Raw genomic sequence first — 15,429 nt, forward strand, 5'->3', positions numbered from 1 at the left:
CGGAGGCGAGCACGACAAAGGGCCCGCACCCTCAGGGGACAGGGGTGCGGGCCCTTACTGGCGGGCGTGCGTCACAGGTCGGAGGGAAGTCTGTCTCCGGTCTGTGCGTCGTAGGCGATGCCGTCTGGAGACAGTCGGACGGTTCGGGAGGTGGCTCGGGAGCCTTCCTTCCAGGTGCGTCCGCCGACCGCTACGTGAACCGTTACGTCGGCGAGGGGATCGGTCACCGGCAGCAAGATCTTGGGGTCCTTGGGGAACCACCGGTCGTTTCCCAGAGTGCTCTGGGCGGTCTTGCCTGATGCGTCGATCCGCAGGTAGCGCGCGTTCCGGTCGAACAGCGAACTCAGGTCGAGTTCCACGTGGTCCCGGTCGGTGTTCCACTGCGCCACGATGGTGGTCTTGACCCCGTCGAGGGTGAGCGCCGCGCCTGAACGGCCCTTGTAGTTGGCGGCCTTGTGCTGGCGTTCCTGGGTGTGGTGTTCGTTCTGGGCGTTCGTCCACACGCAGGCAGCCGCGATGGACAGCGTCGCGATCGCGGCGACGTAGGGCCAGGTCCGCCGACGGGCCCGCGCGGGCTGTTCGTCGTCCAGTGGCGGTGCGGGGGTGGGGGGTTGGGGCACGCTGTGCCAGGCGGGGGACGTGCTGTCGGCGCTCTTTTCGAACCATTCGACGTCGTCGTTGCCCATGCGGGCGACGGTAGCGCGCAGTTGCGCTGCCTGTCCGGGGTCGCCGCGGAGATCCGCCACCTGCGCTCGGGTCTCCAACCAGGCAAGGGCCTGGGGGGAGTTGAGGCCGTGGGTGGTGATGTCTTCGCGTTCGTAGAGGGCGGCCAGGTCGGCGGCTTCGCTGCACCGGCCGTCCATCGCGGTCTGAATGACGCCCTCGTGCCGGTCAAGGTCGAAGTGCCCTTGCCCGCCGGTGACGTTGGGCGGCAGCGTTTCCCAGTCCCAGGTGTCGTCGGCCGTCGTGAACGGCGCGTACAGGTCGTCGCTCGGGTCGACGTCGACACAGGTGTCCCCGCTCGACTCCGTGGCTGGCTCACCGCGCGTGGTCGTGTCCTGTTCGACGGCCAGAGCCTGCTGTGCCAGGCGGCGGCGTGCCGAGGTGTCGGTGAGTGCGACCTCTTCCTCACTGAGGATGGTCTGGACGATGTCGACGTAGTCCGGGCCGACCTTCCACACGGCCTGTCCCGGATCGAGGGTGGGGATCTTCTCGACTGCCCAGGCAGGTAGTCCGAGCAGGGCGCCGACGCTGGCGGCCTCTTCCGGGTTCAGGCGTCCGACGTGCGCGATCTCGCACAGCCGGGCCAGATCCTTGGCCTTGCCCTCCCCGAGGTCGGACAGCGTGTGCATCAGCACGTCCAGCGACAGCCCGGCCTTGCGGCTGTTCTTCAGCAGCCGCTGGATCAGTTCGCTGGTGGCCGGGGACAGCAGGATCTGCCACGCCTCTTCCAGCACCAGGTGACGGTGTACGGCGGTCGACTGGCGCAGCCACACGTGCTCTGCCCAGCAGCTGACCGCGGCCATCAGCGAGGGGATCGCCGGGCTGTTGCGGTCCAGGTGGGAAAAGTCGAAGGACAGGATCGGCAAGTCCGTCTCGGGCAAGCTCGCCCCCTGGCCGTCGAACAGGCCACGCAACGAGCCTTCGGTGTAGCGGGAGAGGCCGATCGCGGCGCCCTCGCCCCACTCGGTCAGCTTGGCGGCCGGCCAGCGGCCGTCCTCCGGGCTGACCAGCGCGTCCACCAGGCCGTTGAGCGAGGTGGCCTTCGGATGGTTCAGAGCGTGCTGGAGCGCGTGGGTGGCCTGGTAGGTGAGCGCCCCGGGTTCGACCGCCAGGATCAGGGAGCGGACCAGCTGTTCCCGTACCTCGGGTGGGAACAGGGTGCTGACCGGGTTGAGGGTGAAGGTGCCGGCCTCGATGACCTGGCCTCCCAGGGAGCGGGCCAGTGGTGCCCATTCACCTGTGTTGTCCTCGCCGAAGGAGTCGATGACGACGGCCTGGTGGCCGTTCTCGAGGATCTCGCGGCGGATGCGCGTCTTCGCCGTGGTGCTCTTGCCGGACCCGAGCCCACCCAGCGCGAGGCTGTTGGTCGACGGCAGCAGCGCGGCCGAGGTCTGGACGGGAGAGAGGCGGAACTCTCGCCCGTCGAGCAGGGAGCGGCCGATCAGGATGCCGGGAAACGTCGTGTTGGAGGCGACCAGCGGTGCCGTGATCGCGGCGTGGGTGGTGGGCAAACGGATCACAGGATGGCCCCTTTCCTGGTGGAGGCTCCGTGCGGGGTGGTCATCACGTGCGCGCGGTGCTGCTGGCCGGGAAGCCAGTCCAGCCGGATGCGGCGCCGGTCGGCCATGAGAGAGGCCTGCCAGCGGGCTTCGGTGACGCTCCCGGGGCTGTCGCCGAACACGGTGAGGTAGGCGTCCAGGTCGACCAGGGTGGCGCCCTGGACGAGCGCGCCGTGCGTGGTGCCGCTGGCCATGTCGTGGGTGTCCTGCTTGACCTTGTCGTTGGTGAACGCCTCGGAGGCGGCGCGCTGCCATTTCGCGGACCGGCGGGACAGTCCTGCTGGCAGCGGCCGGTACAGCACGGCGAGGGACCGGTCCGTGCCCGGCCCGAGCAGCAGGTTCGGCATGAGGTCGCCGTCTGTCTCCTCCGGCCAGGCGGTGATCCGTGCGGTCGAGACGAACCGGCCGTCGGCCAACCCCGCCCAGGCGGAGCCTCGTTCGGTCACGGCGGGCGCCGCCTGCGGGGTGAGGCGGGTCAGTGCCCCAAGGCCGGCGAACTCGTGCTCCAGGCTGTCGATGATCCGCTCGGGGTGGCCGATCAGTCCTTTGGGGACGTGGACGGTGATCGTCTGGGTGTGGTCGGTGTAGTCGTCGGCGGTGGTGTGGTGGGTGACGTGGACTTGGACGCCCGCGGTGCGGGCCTGCCCGCCGGCGAAGGTCAGGGCGCGGGCGAACGCAGCGTGAAATGCGGCCCGGCGCTGCGGATCCTGCATAGTGCCGTGCCCCGGGTGCAGTGACCACGACGTGGTGGTGCCGGGGTGGGCAGTGATCGTGTCCGGGGCGCTGTGCTCGCGCAGATGGCGGTAGCCGATCGTTGCCCAGCGGGCGAGCGAGCGCGGTCCGGGGGCGAGGTTGAGTACGGCGGCCGTGGCGCCGACCGCGGCGAAGGTCCACGTCGGCGGTGGGGTGATGGCCGCCGACATCAGTGCGGCGCTCCCGAGCCCGGCGTTCACCTTGGTCAGCAGGGTTTCAGCGCGGCTGAGTCCGCGCTGCACAGCGGGGATGCGGTAGCCGGGGGTCAGGGAGTACACGGGAGCAACCTCCAGAAGGGTCTTAAGGGGTGAGCACACCCCGGCCCGGCGCCCCCACCCGCCACCGGATGACGGGGCGGGAGCGGACGCCGGGCCCGGACGGCTCTACGGGGTGGGCGGCCGGCCGGGGTCCGGCGGCGGAGTCGGCGCCGGACCCTGGGGGCTCGTCGCCGGAGCAGGGGCGGGGGCGCTGTCGGTCTGGGCTGTGGGGGCCGCGGCCTGCGGCTGGGGGTTGGTGCGGTACTGCTCGCGCACTTCCCGCAGCTGCTGACGACGGGTCGCGCTTTCGCTCTTGTCGCGCTGCTCCTTCGCGACGGCCGATGCGGTGGTCAGCCGCCCGGACCGGTCAGGCTTGTTCAGGCCGTAGGCGGCGAACAGCACGCCCCGATCCTGGGACATCGCACGCCCCGGGGTTTTCACCGTGCGCGGACCGCGCGGAGTGTTCTCCCTCTCGTAGAAGTCGGGGACACCGGCCCGCATCACGGCGTGAGCCAGCGGGCTGGCGGTCCTGCCTTCCACGTACGAGCGGGCCGCACGGGCCACCTTGGGCCCGAAGTACGGCACCCCGTGGAAGATCATGCGCAGCATCAGCGCGTCCGCGGCGACCAGCAGGACCGCGTCCACCACCAGCGAGCCCTGCGCCAATTTGACGAACGGCGAGACGAGCAGCAGGGCGAACGGGGCGAACATCAGGCCCAGCAGCCGCTGTGCCCACCGCTTGACCCCGCTCGTGTCGCCCCCGCGGGCCAGCGAGGCCAGCACCGGAGGGGCCATGCACACGAACGCGAGAATGCCGAGCTGGCGGGTCATGAACACCAGCGCCGCAAAGGCGAGGGCGACCACCAGAGCACTGAAGATGATCAGGATCGCGAGCGGGTTGCCCGAGTCTGCCCCGTGCTGCATGTCGTCGCTGATCGCGCCGAACAGGGTGGACTCGTTGCTGCTGAACGCGGCCGTGAACGCACTGCTCACGGCCTTGTTCAGCAGCATCACCGCGCCGGGGACCGAGGCCATGCCGGCGACGGCCACCAGGGTCCATCCGGTCGACGCGCCCATCTGCTTGAGGCGGGGTGCGCCCTGCCAGGCGGTCAGGGCACACACCACGACCACGCACACGAAGATGGCGACCGCCAGGTGCTGCCCGAGCCACAAAAACGGCTCGTACAGCCCACTGCCCGACTTCGCCGGCGCCCAGCTGTGCCCCGGCGCGATGAGCCCCTCGATCTTCCTGATCAGGCTTTCGGCGAGGGTGCGGACGTGCTCTGAGGCGCCCCCGGCACCGCCGGTGCCGGGGGGCCCGTTGGAGCTGGGGTCTCGCTCGCAGTACGCCTTGCCGGGCCCTTTGATGGCGTCGCACGGATCACTCATGCGGCATCAGCCCTTGGCCTGGGTGACGGTGGAGAACAGCGTGTCGCCGTACAGGGCGAGCACGACGGCGACGAACAGGGTGCCGATCGCCGTGCTGCCCTTGCGCAGTGCGCCCTTGGGGTCGCCGGACAGCTGCAGCAGCATGCGCAGCGCGATGACCGCGATGACGGCGGCGATGCCCTTGGTGACCAGGCCGCCGCCGGTCAGGCCGATGGTGTCGAAGAAGTCCTTGAACCCGCCGGACATGTCGACGGGCTTGGCGAGGATGGTGAGCTTGGACATGGGGTCAGATCTCCTTGTTCTGGCGGGAGGTGGGGCGGGCGACGGCGTACAGGTCGGGCATGGTGTCCATCGGGTCGAAGCGGACCTTGGTGCCGGGGCGGGGGGCGTCGAGAATCCAGCCGCCGCCGATGTAGAGGCCGACGTGATGGATGGACGCGGGACTTGAGCCGTAGAAGACGAGATCGCCGGGCCGGACGTCGCCGGGCTTGACCGGCTCCGATGCCGCGTACTGCTCGGCTGCCGTGCGGGGCAGGGAGATACCGGCCTTTGCGTAGGCGTAGAGCGTCAACCCGGAGCAGTCGAACCCGGAAGTGGATTTCCCGGAGCGGCCTTTCGGGGAGCAGCAAGTGCCTGTGCTCGGACCGCTGGAATTCCCGCCACCCCACGAATACGGCGCGCCCAGCATTTCCTTGGCTGCGCTGATCGCGGCTTCGGCCTGCGTGTTGGTTGCGGTCTTTCCGCTGGATGGCTGTTTGGCGAGTGCCTGGATGGATTTAACGTAGTTCTGTGTCTCCTTGTAGGGGGGCACGCCTCCGTATTTGCGGACGGCGCCGCTTCCGGCGTTATAGGCGGCGAGCATGTTGCTCTGCGGGTCGCCGGGAACGCCTTTCACGTCCTTGGCTATGCCACAGAGGTATTTGGCTGCCGAGGGGATCGCATCGGCGGGATTCCACACGTCACGCTTTCCGTCGCCGTTTCCGTCGATTCCCTGGCTCTCCCAGGTGGACGGCATGAACTGAGCGATGCCTTCCGCGCCAACCTGGGACCGGGCTTTCGGATTGAATCCGGATTCCTGCGTGAGAAGCGCGCCGAGGATGTTCGGGGTGACCTCGGCGCAGGTATGTCCCGCGTCCTCGATCAGGGATTTGTACTGGCTGGGCACGGCCAGGCTCAGTGCCGTCCCGACCGGGTCGTCGCCGGCGCCCTGGACGAGCGCAGACACGAGAACGGCGGCGGTCGCTGTCACGCCGAGCGTGACGGCTGTAGAGGCTCGCAACGGGCCTCCTCTCTCCTTCCGGGGGTTGTTGGTCGTTGTCGCTGGTCAGCACCGCCATCCGGGTCCGCCGGGAGTCCGCCAGCGGTCCGCCGTGCACCCGCCGGGAGGGCGGGCGCACGGCGGACGAGACACCCGCCACGGCGGACCGTCGGCGGGTGTCTGGCGGATGCTCCGGCGGGCCCGGGAGGGCGGTCACGCACCGGACATGGCGGCTGCCGTGAGGTCGGTCAGCCAGTAGCCGCGGGCGCCCTTGTCGTCTTTGCCCGGAGCAACTCCGAGCAGCTTCGACAATTGCTTTCCGCGCTCACCGGGCCGGTCGTCGGTGATCCCGAGGGCCGGGGCCAGGTCGGAGGTGAGCATGAACTCCGCACCGTTCCTCTTCAGCAGGTCGATGGCGTGCTTCAACGGAGAATCCGGGATCGCTGCTTCGCGCCGGGCGTGGACCTCATCGACCACACCCCAGATGAATTCATCCGCGAAATTGAAGCCCCGGAGCAGAGTGGAAGAGCCGTTCGCGAACAAAACGGCCTGACCCTTGATCTCCGGGTCGAGCAGTGCCGGGTGAATCGGGGCGACCGTATCGAAGTACGAATCCCCGAGGGCCACCTTCGCGCTGCCCTCCGATGCCACGTACAGGCACATCCGGTACAGGAACTGATCCCGCACCTTCACCGGAATGGCATCCTTGGCCGGACGCTGCGTCAGCATCACCGTGGAAATCCCCGATTCCAGGGACTTCGCCACGAGGGACCGGGACTTGTCAATTACCCGGCGGACCTGTTCCTTCGATTCCTTGGTGCCGTTGTCGGTGTAGAAGTCGGCGGCCTCATCGATGACGAAGAACACCGGCTTGAAGACCGGTGCAGGCTGCCGGTTACGGATGGCGTCCTGAAGTCGCGTGTACCGGTCGTCCACGCGGACCAGCAGCTCATCGAGCATGCACTCCAGGACGGCCGGGTCCTCGGACGCCTCGTAGCGCACGGCGAGCTTCTCGAACTTGGTCAGCCCGCACAGCTTGCCGTCGAGCAGATACAGGTCGAACTCGCCGTACGCGATCAGAAGGCAGGTGATGAGCCCGTTGACCAGCGTCGTCTTGCCCATCTGCGTCATGCCCGCCATCAGCAGCGACGCCTTGTCGAACGTCGGCACCCCGGCGAGCCGGCCGGTGACCTCGTGTCCGAGGGGAACCCCCGCGAACGCCTGGATCTCCTGCCGGGTCGGGGACGGGAACGGGCTGCTGAACGGAGGCTCGCTCAGCACCAGAAGACGCACCCGGCGCTCGGTCTTCCTGCTCGTCTCCAGCTTCAGGTGCAGGCGGGTGACGCCGAACATCGACGCGATCGGCCCGAGGCTTTTCGCGACGTCGTCGTGCGTGCGCCCTTTGGGCACCAGGAAGTCGTAGACGGTGCCGATGCCGGGCAGATCCTCGATCGTGACGTCACCAGCACGGACGTGTTCATCCTTGCTGATGGCCCCCACCCGGCTGAGCACCATGGACAGTTGCGGGTGCGGCTCATCCCCGTCCGGAGTCGCCTCGACAGCCGCCGAAGGTGCGCCTGTAGGCAGGGCGGCGACGGCCGGAACGGGGGCCTCCTGATGCAGGACGGCTGGTTGGGTCGCCGGGGCGGTCCCCGGTTGGCGTGCCCACAGGCGCGGGAGGCCCCAACGGATCCTCCACGCCAGGTAGCCGAGCGCGATCAGCGTCCCGGCAGTGAACAGGACGGTAGCGGGCCAGGACAGGCCCAACTTGTCCTTGATGGCGGCCAGGACACCGAAGACGATCGCGAGACCGCCGATGGCGCCGGCGGCCTGCCCGTAGGTGTCCTCGCCCTTGGCTTGCTGTTGCTTCCTTGCCACGCTTCTCCGTTCTGTGCGTTCACGTATCGATGGCCTTTGTGTGCTGCGCGCCGGGTCTGCGCGCCGGGTCTGCGAAAGGGCCGCTCACCGGGGCTCACCGGGTCTGCTTCACTGGTGCGGTCGACTGCTTTCCGGCAGTCGCGACGAAGGCCAGCCCAATTCCCGTGGGCTGGCCCTCATTGGTGTGTGCCGGACGCCGGTTCAGAACGTTCCGTCCTCCGCGTCGATGAGGGCGGCGTATGCCTTGCGCACCCGCTCCTCCTTGGCGGAGAAGCCCGCCGCGCGGTAGGCCGTGAGGGCCTTGCGGTAGGACAGCGGGGGGTTTTCCGAGTGGCGCAGCCACCGCAGCACGACGGTGAGCTGATCGTCGGTCAGCGGCTGGCCCGGCTCGGGGGTTTCGACGCCGGCCACGGCCGCCACCTGAGCAAGTGCGTCCCAGTCCAGCGGGGTGTGTCCCTCGCTCTTGGAGGCGGCGATTTCCCCGATCGGGGACACGGGGTTGACCTGCGGGGACACGGGGGACACGCCCGGGGACACATCGTCCTGTGTCCATGTGCCCAGCACCCGGGCCAGGTCCTCATCGGAGAAAAGGGCGGGAACCTCCTGCGGGACGTCGGCTGCCGGGTGGTCGGCGGTGAGCTTCGTCAGCTCCTCGGCTGCCTCGTGGCGCACCTTGTGTGCCTGGCCGCGGGCCTTGTGCTCCTCGCGTTCCAGGTGGGCGGCAGTGGTGTGCCGGTCGGCCTTGGCCCGGGTGACCGCGCGGCCGATCGCCATCTGATCCCGGGTGGCGCTGCGCACCGCGTCGATCTGCTGCTGAGCCTGGGGGGAGATGCGAGTGGTGTCCCGCTCCACGGCCATGATGAGCGTGGCCTTGGCGGCGGCCGGGACCACTGCGCCGATGACCGAGACGACCGCCGTGGCGTAGAGCAGGCCGTGCGTGAACAGGACGCCGACCGAGGTGATCAGGAACAGCCAGCCGAGGGCGGCGGGCAGCTTGCCGGACGATCCCTGCCGGCGGTGTGCGGTCTCCATGGCCAGGGCGTACAGCCAGACCGCGTCGTAGATCCCGGCCACGGTGTAGGCGAGGGGGGCGGGGGCCTGGTGGGCGAGGATCTCCCCCACCGCGTAGACGGTCCAGCCCAGTGACAGGCCGGTCAGGGCGACCGGCAGACTCCAGTGCACCGCCTTGCGGGCGGTGTGCTTCCACTCCCTGTTCATGTGATCACTTCCTTTCGTATTGGTCGGGGTAGGCGCACAGCACGCACATGCCGAGCGAGGTCGGCAGGCAGTAGCTGTAGGTGACACCGCACTTGGGGCAGGTGCACCGGGCGTGCATGGCCAGGGCGAGCGCGCCCCACTTGCGCGAGGTCATCGGTCACACGGGCTTGGCCAGGTCCTCGCGGTAGAGGTAGGCGACCTGGTAGCCGGACTTGCGGCCGCAGTGGTGGCGCAGCACCTGTGCGGCGACGGGCTGACCGCCGGGACGTAGTCCGCGTTCGCGTAGCTGGCGGCGGGTGGCGTAGCCGTCCGGGGCGAACTGCCATGGGAAGGTCGGCACTCCGAACCGGGTGCCGGACGGGTCGAAGCATTTGGTGTAGGCGGCCATCAGGCCGCCACCCCCACCACGGGTGCATCGGTGCGGGCGCCGGTGCGGCCGGCGCGGCGTCCGGTGACGGTGGCGAACAGCCGGCCCAGCCCTGCGCGGCGGGTTCCGGCGCGGGCCTGCTTGGCCGCGTACATCGCCTCATCCGCCCTGCGCAGCAGCCCGGACAGGTCATCGGCGGGGAAGTCGGCGGCGCGCACCCAGCCCAGTGAGACCGTGGTGCGCACGGCCGGGTCCTGGCCGTTGACGGGGCGGGCGAGCACGCCGTGCAGCACGGTGAGCAGGTCGGCGGCGGTGCCGTGGTCATCGATGAGGACCGCGGCGAACTCATCGCCCCCGAGCCTTCCGGCCACGCCGGTGCGGCCGACGTGGTGGGCGAGCCGTTCGGCGGTCGCCTTGAGCAGAGCGTCCCCGGCCGGGTGCCCGTGGGTGTCGTTGATGTGCTTGAAGTCGTCGACGTCCGCGAGGATCACGACCGCGCGCGGGTCTTTGAGCAGGTCTGTGGCGCGGCGGGTGAAGCCGTCGCGGGTGCGTAAGCCGGTGAGCGGGTCGCGCCGGGCGGTGTTGAGGCAGCGGCGCAGCCACCACACGTGCAGCGTCCACCCGGCGGCCAGCGGCAGCGCCGAGAGCAGGAGTGTGGCCAGGGTGTTCACGCGGCCGCTCCTTCCGCCGAGGACGGCGCCGGGGTATGGACGTCCGGGTAGGCGACCAACTCCAGCTCGGCGCCTGCGTATTGGACCTCGGCGCGCAGAACGCGCGTGTGGCCCCCGGCCTGCGTGCCGTGCCGCACCGCGTCCGGGGCAATCCCCAACGTCTCGCGCCACACCTCGAACGCCGCCAGGCCCCCGCGGTGGAAGCTCAGCCGCAGGTTGCTCGGGTAGATCTGGGTCACGTCCGCATCGGGCGCCGGCAGGTGACCGAGGTCCGCGGCCAGCAGGCGCAGCGCCCGCAGCGGCACGGCCAGGTCGTCCAGCGTCAGGTCCTCACTCATGCGGCCCTACCTTCTTGAGTGCGTCCTACGAGTTCGCGACTCTGGGACAGCGCGGGTGGGGCAGGGATGGCTTTCATGCTGGCTGCCCTTGATGGCTCAGGCCGCTGATCCCCCTGCCCCGCCACTTCTTCCGGACTGCTGATTAGGCTCTGCGGACCATCGCTTGGTAGGGCGAGGACAGGCGGAAGGAGGTGCGCCGCACGCCGTCCAGTCAGGGGAGGAGCACCGTGAGCAGCACCGCCGGATACGACATCGCCAAGGAGTTCCACTGGCTCGCGGCCCTCGATGACCGGGGCCGTCCACTGCTCAGCCACCGGGTCGACAACACGCCCGAGGCCATCGAGCACTCGATCAGCGAACTGCACATCATCGAGGCCGAACACGGCCCCGTGACGATCGGTCTGGACATCCTCGGCGGCATCGCCGGCCTGCTTGCCGCCATGCTGCTGGCCGAGGGCTTCACCTGCGTCCACGTGCCCGGCCTCGCGGTCAACCGGGCCCGCCGCGCCACCCGTGGCGGCGAGAACAAGTCCGACCCCCGCGACGCCAAAGTCATCGCCGAACAGGTCATGCTCCGCGACGATTTGCGCATCGTCGAACTGCCCGAAGAAACCGCGGTGGAGCTGCGGCTGCTGGTCGCCCACCGCACCACGCTGGTCAAGGACGCCACCGCCCGCACCGCCCGGCTGCGCGACCTGCTCACCGGTATCCACCCCGGCCTGGAACGCGCCGTCGACCACTCGAAAGTCCGGCCTGATCCTGCTCGGCCACTACGTCACCCCGGCCGAGATCCGCCGCGCCGGGACCGCACGCATCGCCGACTACCTGCGCCGACGCGGAGTCAGCCAGCCCATGGCGCAGACCCTGGCCGAGGCCGCGCACACGACGGCCGCCGCCCAGCGCACCACCGTGGTGGGCGAGCGGCGCACCGCGATGCTCATCCGTGAACTGGCCGCCGAACTCCTCGCCGGCAAGGACCGGTTGAAGAGCATCGAAACCGAAATCGCCGGCCTGGTCGACGCCCACCCTGACGGCGCCCTCATCCAGAGCCTGCCGGGGATGGGGGCCGCGCTGAGTGCCGAGTTCCTCGCCGCCGTCGGCAGCATCCGTCGCTTCACCGGCGGCGATGCGCTGGCCGCTGCGGCGGGCCTGGCCCCGGTCCTGTCCCAGTCCGGCAAAGTGCGCTACTCGCGCAGCGCCACCGGCGGTGACAAGGCCCTCAAACGGGTCTTCTACCAAGCGGCGTTCTGCTCGATCCAGCGCGACCCCGCCTCGCGGACCTTCTACGACCGCAAGCGCGCCGAGGGCAAGCGACACCACCAAGCCCTCATCGCCCTGGCCCGCCGCAAGGTGAACGTCCTCTACGCGATCCTGCGCGACCGCCAGCCCTACCAGGCCCGGCCGCCTCTTCGTCTCGTGGCTTGACAACGGCATTAGGCAGCGGCCCCCCGGCGGGCGGTGCGGCGGCGGGCGGGGCGGGCCAGCGGGATGACGTTGAACAGGTCCGTGTGGTCGTCGACGACCCGCGCGGCCAGGCGGATCAGGGCGTCCGTCAGGTCCCGGTAGTCGGGGTCGGCGAGGATGTCACGGGCCGCATCCAACCGGGCCGCGCGCTCTTCGTCGCTCTCGCCGTCGACGCCAAGCCAGAGTTCGGGCGGGGTGCCGAGGGCGAGTTCGGCAAAGTCCTGTGGGGTGTCGGCCCGGTGACCGCTGACGTAATTGAGCATGGGAGCTCCCATGTCGAAGGGGCGGGATAAGCCGGACGCCGCGCGAGAGCGCCCACCCGAGGGCGGCGGCCAGTCCGGGAAGTGCGGCCGGCGCCGCGCGAGGCGACGGGCCGAAGCGCCCCGACCGGGAGTCGAACCCGGCCGGGGCCATCGAGCGGTTGGGGTGTCAGTACGGGTGCGGACCGCGCGGACGCGGCGGCAGCGGGTCCTTCGTCTTCTCGTGCTCACTGCCGGCCATCAACGGCCGCCCCGGGCACGGGCGTTGTCCTCGCTGCGCTTGTTCGCCTCCGACGCCTTCCGGGCCAGTTCCGCCCGTTCCGCGTCTGTCAGACTGGTGAACACAGGTGCCTCCACATCAGGTGCCTGGCCGCGGTCCCTCGGGTCGCACCCCGGGGGACCGCTTAGGGCCGGACTTTCCGGCTCCCCCCGCCCCGCCCGTACAGCCGGCACACCAGGTGCGGGCCGGAGGGCGAGGAGAGGCAACCGGCCGCAGCGCAAGCAGCTGCGAAGCCAGGAAGAGGCGGACCGGGAAATCGTTCAGGCGCCGCCGGCCGGTCCACACAGCAGCGCCCAGGTATGTCGTCGGCCCACGCCGACCTTCCGCAGATAGCAGGAACACGGCTTCACCAGCGCTCCGTTGCCACGGAGTGCCGGTCCCGAGCCGGACAGTCGGGTGCGTCATCGTCACTGCTCTGACGCCAGCAGGCGGCCTGCACGAAGTCGGTGCAGGTTGGCGTGCCGCCGACGACATCACCCGGTCGCCGCGGGGGCGGTCTCACTCTTGCCGCCACGTGCGTTGGGGCCCCGCTGTACCTCCCCACACCCGGGATCGGGTGGCGCCGGCCAGGCGCGTAGGGGGAGAACGACGTTCAGCACGGCGGTTTGCCCCCGGGCCCTCGCCCTAGGCACCTGCCGTGACCGCCGCTCTCGCGTCAGCCCCGCACGATCTCTGTTCAGTTCTCAAGGAGCGCCGATCGGGCCCTGGGCGATGTCTCACCCTGGTTCAACCTCATGCACTAGGTTGCACATAGTGCATGAGGTTGTCAACGGCTGCTGGTCCCTCGGCTTCTCGTGTGCTGCACTAGCTGTAGTTAGTGCAGCAGGTACAAGCGGAAAGGTGCTGGTATGGCGTATTTGCAGGAGGGGCCGGCGTACAAGCGGCTTGCTGACGACCTGCGTTCGCAGATCGCGAGTGGAAAGCTAGGGGTCGGAACGGCACTGCCCTCTGCGTCGCAGCTCGTCAAGGCTCACGGCGTCTCCACCACTGTCGTCCGGGACGCCATCAGGATCCTCAGAGAAGAGGGGCTCGTGTACGGGCAGCCGGGCAAGGCTGTCTTTGTCCGTGCCACGCCTGAGGAGTCGGTCTCCGAGCGTCTGACCCTTGATGAGCTGACGGAGGGCTTCCAGCAAATCCAGGAACAGCTCGAAGGGTTCGAGCCGGGCAATGGTCGCGATGCTGTTGAGGAGTTGCGAGCCGAGATCGCTGATCTTCGTCGATCGGTTGCCGTTCTTCAGGCACAGTTGATCGAACTGTATGGGCGCGTTGGCCAGCCGTATCCGCGTGACAAGGCGCCCTTGAAGAGCGAAGACGGATCGGGACACCTCCGTAGGGCGGCCGGCGACTAGACCATGGTTGAGGGGGATGAAGTGAATACGGGCAGCTCGGGCAAGATTGTGTCACTGCACGACAGGGCCTCATATCGGCCGGATCTTGGGGAGTTGGCGCGCAATCAGCTGGCTGCCGCTCGCAACGCTCAGGGGCTCAGCCGCACTGAGTTCGCAGAGCTGTTGTCGAGCATGCTCGACTGGAGTGTGAGCCCCGAGGCCCTTGAGTCATGGGAGACAACGGCCACCCCGCCTGGTGATGTTTTGGTTGCTGCGGAATTGATGGTGCGGCGGGCCGCTCCCGGGCTTGTCGACGGCGAACCGCGCGATGCCTTGACGCAGATAGTCGGCGACCAGTTTGCGGACCTGGCAGGCGTCTACGCCAGCCGTTCAGAGTTTCAGGCGAAGGTGTCTGCTTCAGATCTCTTCGATGAGGCCAAGGACATCCGCATTGCGGGCCTCTCGCTGAACCTCCTCTGCCAGTCCTACTCCGAGGCCAAACTCACGCAGCTCGTCGAGAACGGTACGACTCTCACTGCGCTGTTCCTCAAGCCGTACGGCCACTTCGTCAAGGAGCGGGAGAAGGAAGAGGGCTACCCCGAGGGGCGTCTATCCGCCCTTACGGCGCTCAACATCACCATCCTGCAAGAGCGGGTCGCTGACCGGCTCGGTCCCGAGGCAGCCGGCCGCATCAAGGTTGGGGTCTACGACGAACCCATCCGGTTCAACATCACCCTGATCGATGGTCAACTGTGCGTTGCTCAGCCCTACCTGCCGCAGACTCGTGGTGTCGACTCGCCTACGTTCCTGATCCGCAAGCGTCGGTTGGCAGGCGGGCTGTACCCGACTTTTGAGCAGATCTTCAACCTCCTGTGGGAGAGGCGGGAACTGAATGACTGACCTGGCGCCACTGTTGCAGATCGCCGACGCGGCCCTAGACCAGGCGTCCTCACTGGTTACCGAGATGGCGGTGGGCGTGGTCCGCTCCAAGGGCGATCGGGACATGGTCTCTGACATCGACCTAGGGGTTGAGGAGCGAGTGCGCGACTTTCTGCGTAAGGAGACCCCGGAAATCGGTTTCCTCGGAGAGGAGAGCGGCGGTGCGGGGGTCGATGGCCCGCTCACCTGGGCTCTCGATCCCGTCGACGGAACGGCAAATCTCGTCAACGGGCTTCCCCTGTGTGCGGTTTCCTTGGGCCTCGTTGAGGACAACCGCTCGGTCCTCGGAGCGATCGATCTCCCGTTCATGCGACACCGTTTTCGGGCTGCCGAAGGCCGCGGCGCCTACGCGGACGACACACCGATCGGGCCGAGCCGGACGACGGCGCTGGATGAGGCCGTCGTCGCGATCGGCGACTACGCCGTAGGCGCCCGAGCCCAGGAGCGTAACGTCCGCCGTCTCGCCCTGACGCGCATGCTTGCTGAACAGGCCTTGCGCGTACGTATGTTGGGCTCAGCCGCTATCGACCTTGCTTGGGTCGCTTCCGGCAAGCTCGACGGCAGCATCGCACTGAGCAACCATCCCTGGGATATGGCTGCCGGAGTCGCGATCGCTAGGGAGGCCGGCGCCGTTGTAATGGACTTGGACGGCTCGCCGCACAGCTTGCGGTCGACTGCCACCATTGCTGTGGCGCCGGGACTGCGCGTCACCATGCTGAAAATGCTTGACAGGCTGTAGGCACAGCT

General features: G+C 68.9%; 15 protein-coding genes and 1 pseudogene. 5 read left to right on the forward strand and 11 right to left on the reverse strand.

Annotated features, from left to right (window positions below; translation table 11 throughout):
- Nucleotides 1-71 precede the first annotated feature (71 nt).
- The 10 genes and pseudogenes from ACGFYN_RS16120 to ACGFYN_RS16165 all read right to left on the reverse strand — a co-directional run bounded on the left by ACGFYN_RS16120 (nt 72) and on the right by ACGFYN_RS16165 (nt 10,411).
- Nucleotides 72-2,243: a hypothetical protein gene (locus ACGFYN_RS16120; RefSeq protein WP_393866447.1), complete on the reverse strand. Its 2,172-nt coding sequence runs from the start codon at nt 2,241-2,243 to the stop codon at nt 72-74.
- Nucleotides 2,240-3,313: a hypothetical protein gene (locus ACGFYN_RS16125; protein ID WP_393866448.1), complete on the reverse strand. Its 1,074-nt coding sequence runs from the start codon at nt 3,311-3,313 to the stop codon at nt 2,240-2,242. Before ACGFYN_RS16125 ends, ACGFYN_RS16120 begins: the two co-directional genes overlap by 4 nt.
- 105 nt (nt 3,314-3,418) lie before the next feature.
- On the reverse strand, nt 3,419-4,681 hold the full coding sequence (locus tag ACGFYN_RS16130; RefSeq protein ID WP_393866449.1) for a hypothetical protein: 1,263 nt from the start codon (nt 4,679-4,681) through the stop codon (nt 3,419-3,421).
- A gap of 6 nt (nt 4,682-4,687) precedes the next feature.
- Nucleotides 4,688-4,963, reverse strand: a complete 276-nt coding sequence (locus ACGFYN_RS16135; RefSeq protein ID WP_393866450.1) for a hypothetical protein — start codon at nt 4,961-4,963, stop codon at nt 4,688-4,690.
- Between the two features lie 4 nt (nt 4,964-4,967).
- Nucleotides 4,968-5,930, reverse strand: a complete 963-nt coding sequence (locus ACGFYN_RS16140; RefSeq protein ID WP_393866451.1) for an NlpC/P60 family protein — start codon at nt 5,928-5,930, stop codon at nt 4,968-4,970.
- A gap of 222 nt (nt 5,931-6,152) precedes the next feature.
- Nucleotides 6,153-7,706 carry an FtsK/SpoIIIE domain-containing protein gene (locus ACGFYN_RS16145; protein WP_393866452.1) on the reverse strand — a complete coding sequence of 518 codons (1,554 nt, stop codon included), beginning with the start codon at nt 7,704-7,706 and terminating at the stop codon, nt 6,153-6,155.
- Between the two features lie 312 nt (nt 7,707-8,018).
- Nucleotides 8,019-9,035 carry a hypothetical protein gene (locus ACGFYN_RS16150; RefSeq protein WP_393866453.1) on the reverse strand — a complete coding sequence of 339 codons (1,017 nt, stop codon included), beginning with the start codon at nt 9,033-9,035 and terminating at the stop codon, nt 8,019-8,021.
- Between the two features lie 4 nt (nt 9,036-9,039).
- Nucleotides 9,040-9,423: pseudogene (locus tag ACGFYN_RS16155) on the reverse strand (RRQRL motif-containing zinc-binding protein).
- Nucleotides 9,423-10,073, reverse strand: coding sequence for a GGDEF domain-containing protein (locus ACGFYN_RS16160; RefSeq protein ID WP_393866454.1), 651 nt, complete (start codon nt 10,071-10,073; stop codon nt 9,423-9,425). The pseudogene ACGFYN_RS16155 and the gene ACGFYN_RS16160 overlap by 1 nt, the downstream one beginning before the upstream one ends.
- On the reverse strand, nt 10,070-10,411 hold the full coding sequence (locus tag ACGFYN_RS16165; RefSeq protein ID WP_393866455.1) for a hypothetical protein: 342 nt from the start codon (nt 10,409-10,411) through the stop codon (nt 10,070-10,072). The genes ACGFYN_RS16160 and ACGFYN_RS16165 overlap by 4 nt, the downstream gene beginning before the upstream one ends.
- Nucleotides 10,412-10,638: 227 nt before the next feature.
- Between ACGFYN_RS16165 and ACGFYN_RS16170 the strand changes: the two genes are divergently transcribed.
- Both ACGFYN_RS16170 and ACGFYN_RS16175 read left to right on the forward strand, forming a co-directional pair.
- Entirely contained in the window at nt 10,639-11,358 is a 720-nt protein-coding gene (locus tag ACGFYN_RS16170) for an IS110 family transposase (RefSeq protein ID WP_393866456.1), read from the forward strand.
- A complete protein-coding gene (locus ACGFYN_RS16175; protein ID WP_393866457.1) occupies nt 11,264-11,836 on the forward strand; it encodes a transposase in 573 nt (190 codons plus the stop codon). The genes ACGFYN_RS16170 and ACGFYN_RS16175 overlap by 95 nt, the downstream gene beginning before the upstream one ends.
- An 8-nt stretch (nt 11,837-11,844) precedes the next feature.
- On the opposite strand, the gene ACGFYN_RS16180 is transcribed toward ACGFYN_RS16175, so the two are convergent.
- Nucleotides 11,845-12,138 carry a hypothetical protein gene (locus tag ACGFYN_RS16180; RefSeq protein ID WP_393866458.1) on the reverse strand — a complete coding sequence of 98 codons (294 nt, stop codon included), beginning with the start codon at nt 12,136-12,138 and terminating at the stop codon, nt 11,845-11,847.
- 1,125 nt (nt 12,139-13,263) lie between these two features.
- Here ACGFYN_RS16180 and ACGFYN_RS16185 point away from each other — a divergent pair.
- From ACGFYN_RS16185 to ACGFYN_RS16195, 3 genes are read left to right on the forward strand one after another with little or no spacing between them, the layout of a single operon-like run.
- On the forward strand, nt 13,264-13,764 hold the full coding sequence (locus ACGFYN_RS16185; RefSeq protein ID WP_393866459.1) for a GntR family transcriptional regulator: 501 nt from the start codon (nt 13,264-13,266) through the stop codon (nt 13,762-13,764).
- A 21-nt stretch (nt 13,765-13,785) separates the two neighbouring features.
- Nucleotides 13,786-14,643: a DUF5919 domain-containing protein gene (locus ACGFYN_RS16190; RefSeq protein ID WP_393866460.1), complete on the forward strand. Its 858-nt coding sequence runs from the start codon at nt 13,786-13,788 to the stop codon at nt 14,641-14,643.
- Nucleotides 14,636-15,421, forward strand: a complete 786-nt coding sequence (locus ACGFYN_RS16195; RefSeq protein WP_393866461.1) for an inositol monophosphatase family protein — start codon at nt 14,636-14,638, stop codon at nt 15,419-15,421. The genes ACGFYN_RS16190 and ACGFYN_RS16195 overlap by 8 nt, the downstream gene beginning before the upstream one ends.
- The last annotated feature ends 8 nt before the right edge of the window (nt 15,422-15,429 follow it).

It is taken from the genome of Streptomyces sp. NPDC048419 (assembly GCF_043200415.1).
Classification (GTDB): domain Bacteria; phylum Actinomycetota; class Actinomycetes; order Streptomycetales; family Streptomycetaceae; genus Streptomyces.

Bases quoted from the DNA above. Each gene is read 5' to 3' on its own strand.
- ACGFYN_RS16130 (WP_393866449.1), bottom strand. From the start codon at position 4,681: ATGAGTGATCCGTGCGACGCCATCAAAGGGCCCGGCAAGGCGTACTGC.
- ACGFYN_RS16135 (WP_393866450.1), bottom strand. From the start codon at position 4,963: ATGTCCAAGCTCACCATCCTCGCCAAGCCCGTCGACATGTCCGGCGGG.
- ACGFYN_RS16150 (WP_393866453.1), bottom strand. From the start codon at position 9,035: ATGAACAGGGAGTGGAAGCACACCGCCCGCAAGGCGGTGCACTGGAGT.
- ACGFYN_RS16165 (WP_393866455.1), bottom strand. From the start codon at position 10,411: ATGAGTGAGGACCTGACGCTGGACGACCTGGCCGTGCCGCTGCGGGCG.
- ACGFYN_RS16175 (WP_393866457.1), top strand. From the start codon at position 11,264: ATGGCGCAGACCCTGGCCGAGGCCGCGCACACGACGGCCGCCGCCCAG.
- ACGFYN_RS16180 (WP_393866458.1), bottom strand. From the start codon at position 12,138: ATGCTCAATTACGTCAGCGGTCACCGGGCCGACACCCCACAGGACTTT.
- ACGFYN_RS16185 (WP_393866459.1), top strand. From the start codon at position 13,264: ATGGCGTATTTGCAGGAGGGGCCGGCGTACAAGCGGCTTGCTGACGAC.
- ACGFYN_RS16195 (WP_393866461.1), top strand. From the start codon at position 14,636: ATGACTGACCTGGCGCCACTGTTGCAGATCGCCGACGCGGCCCTAGAC.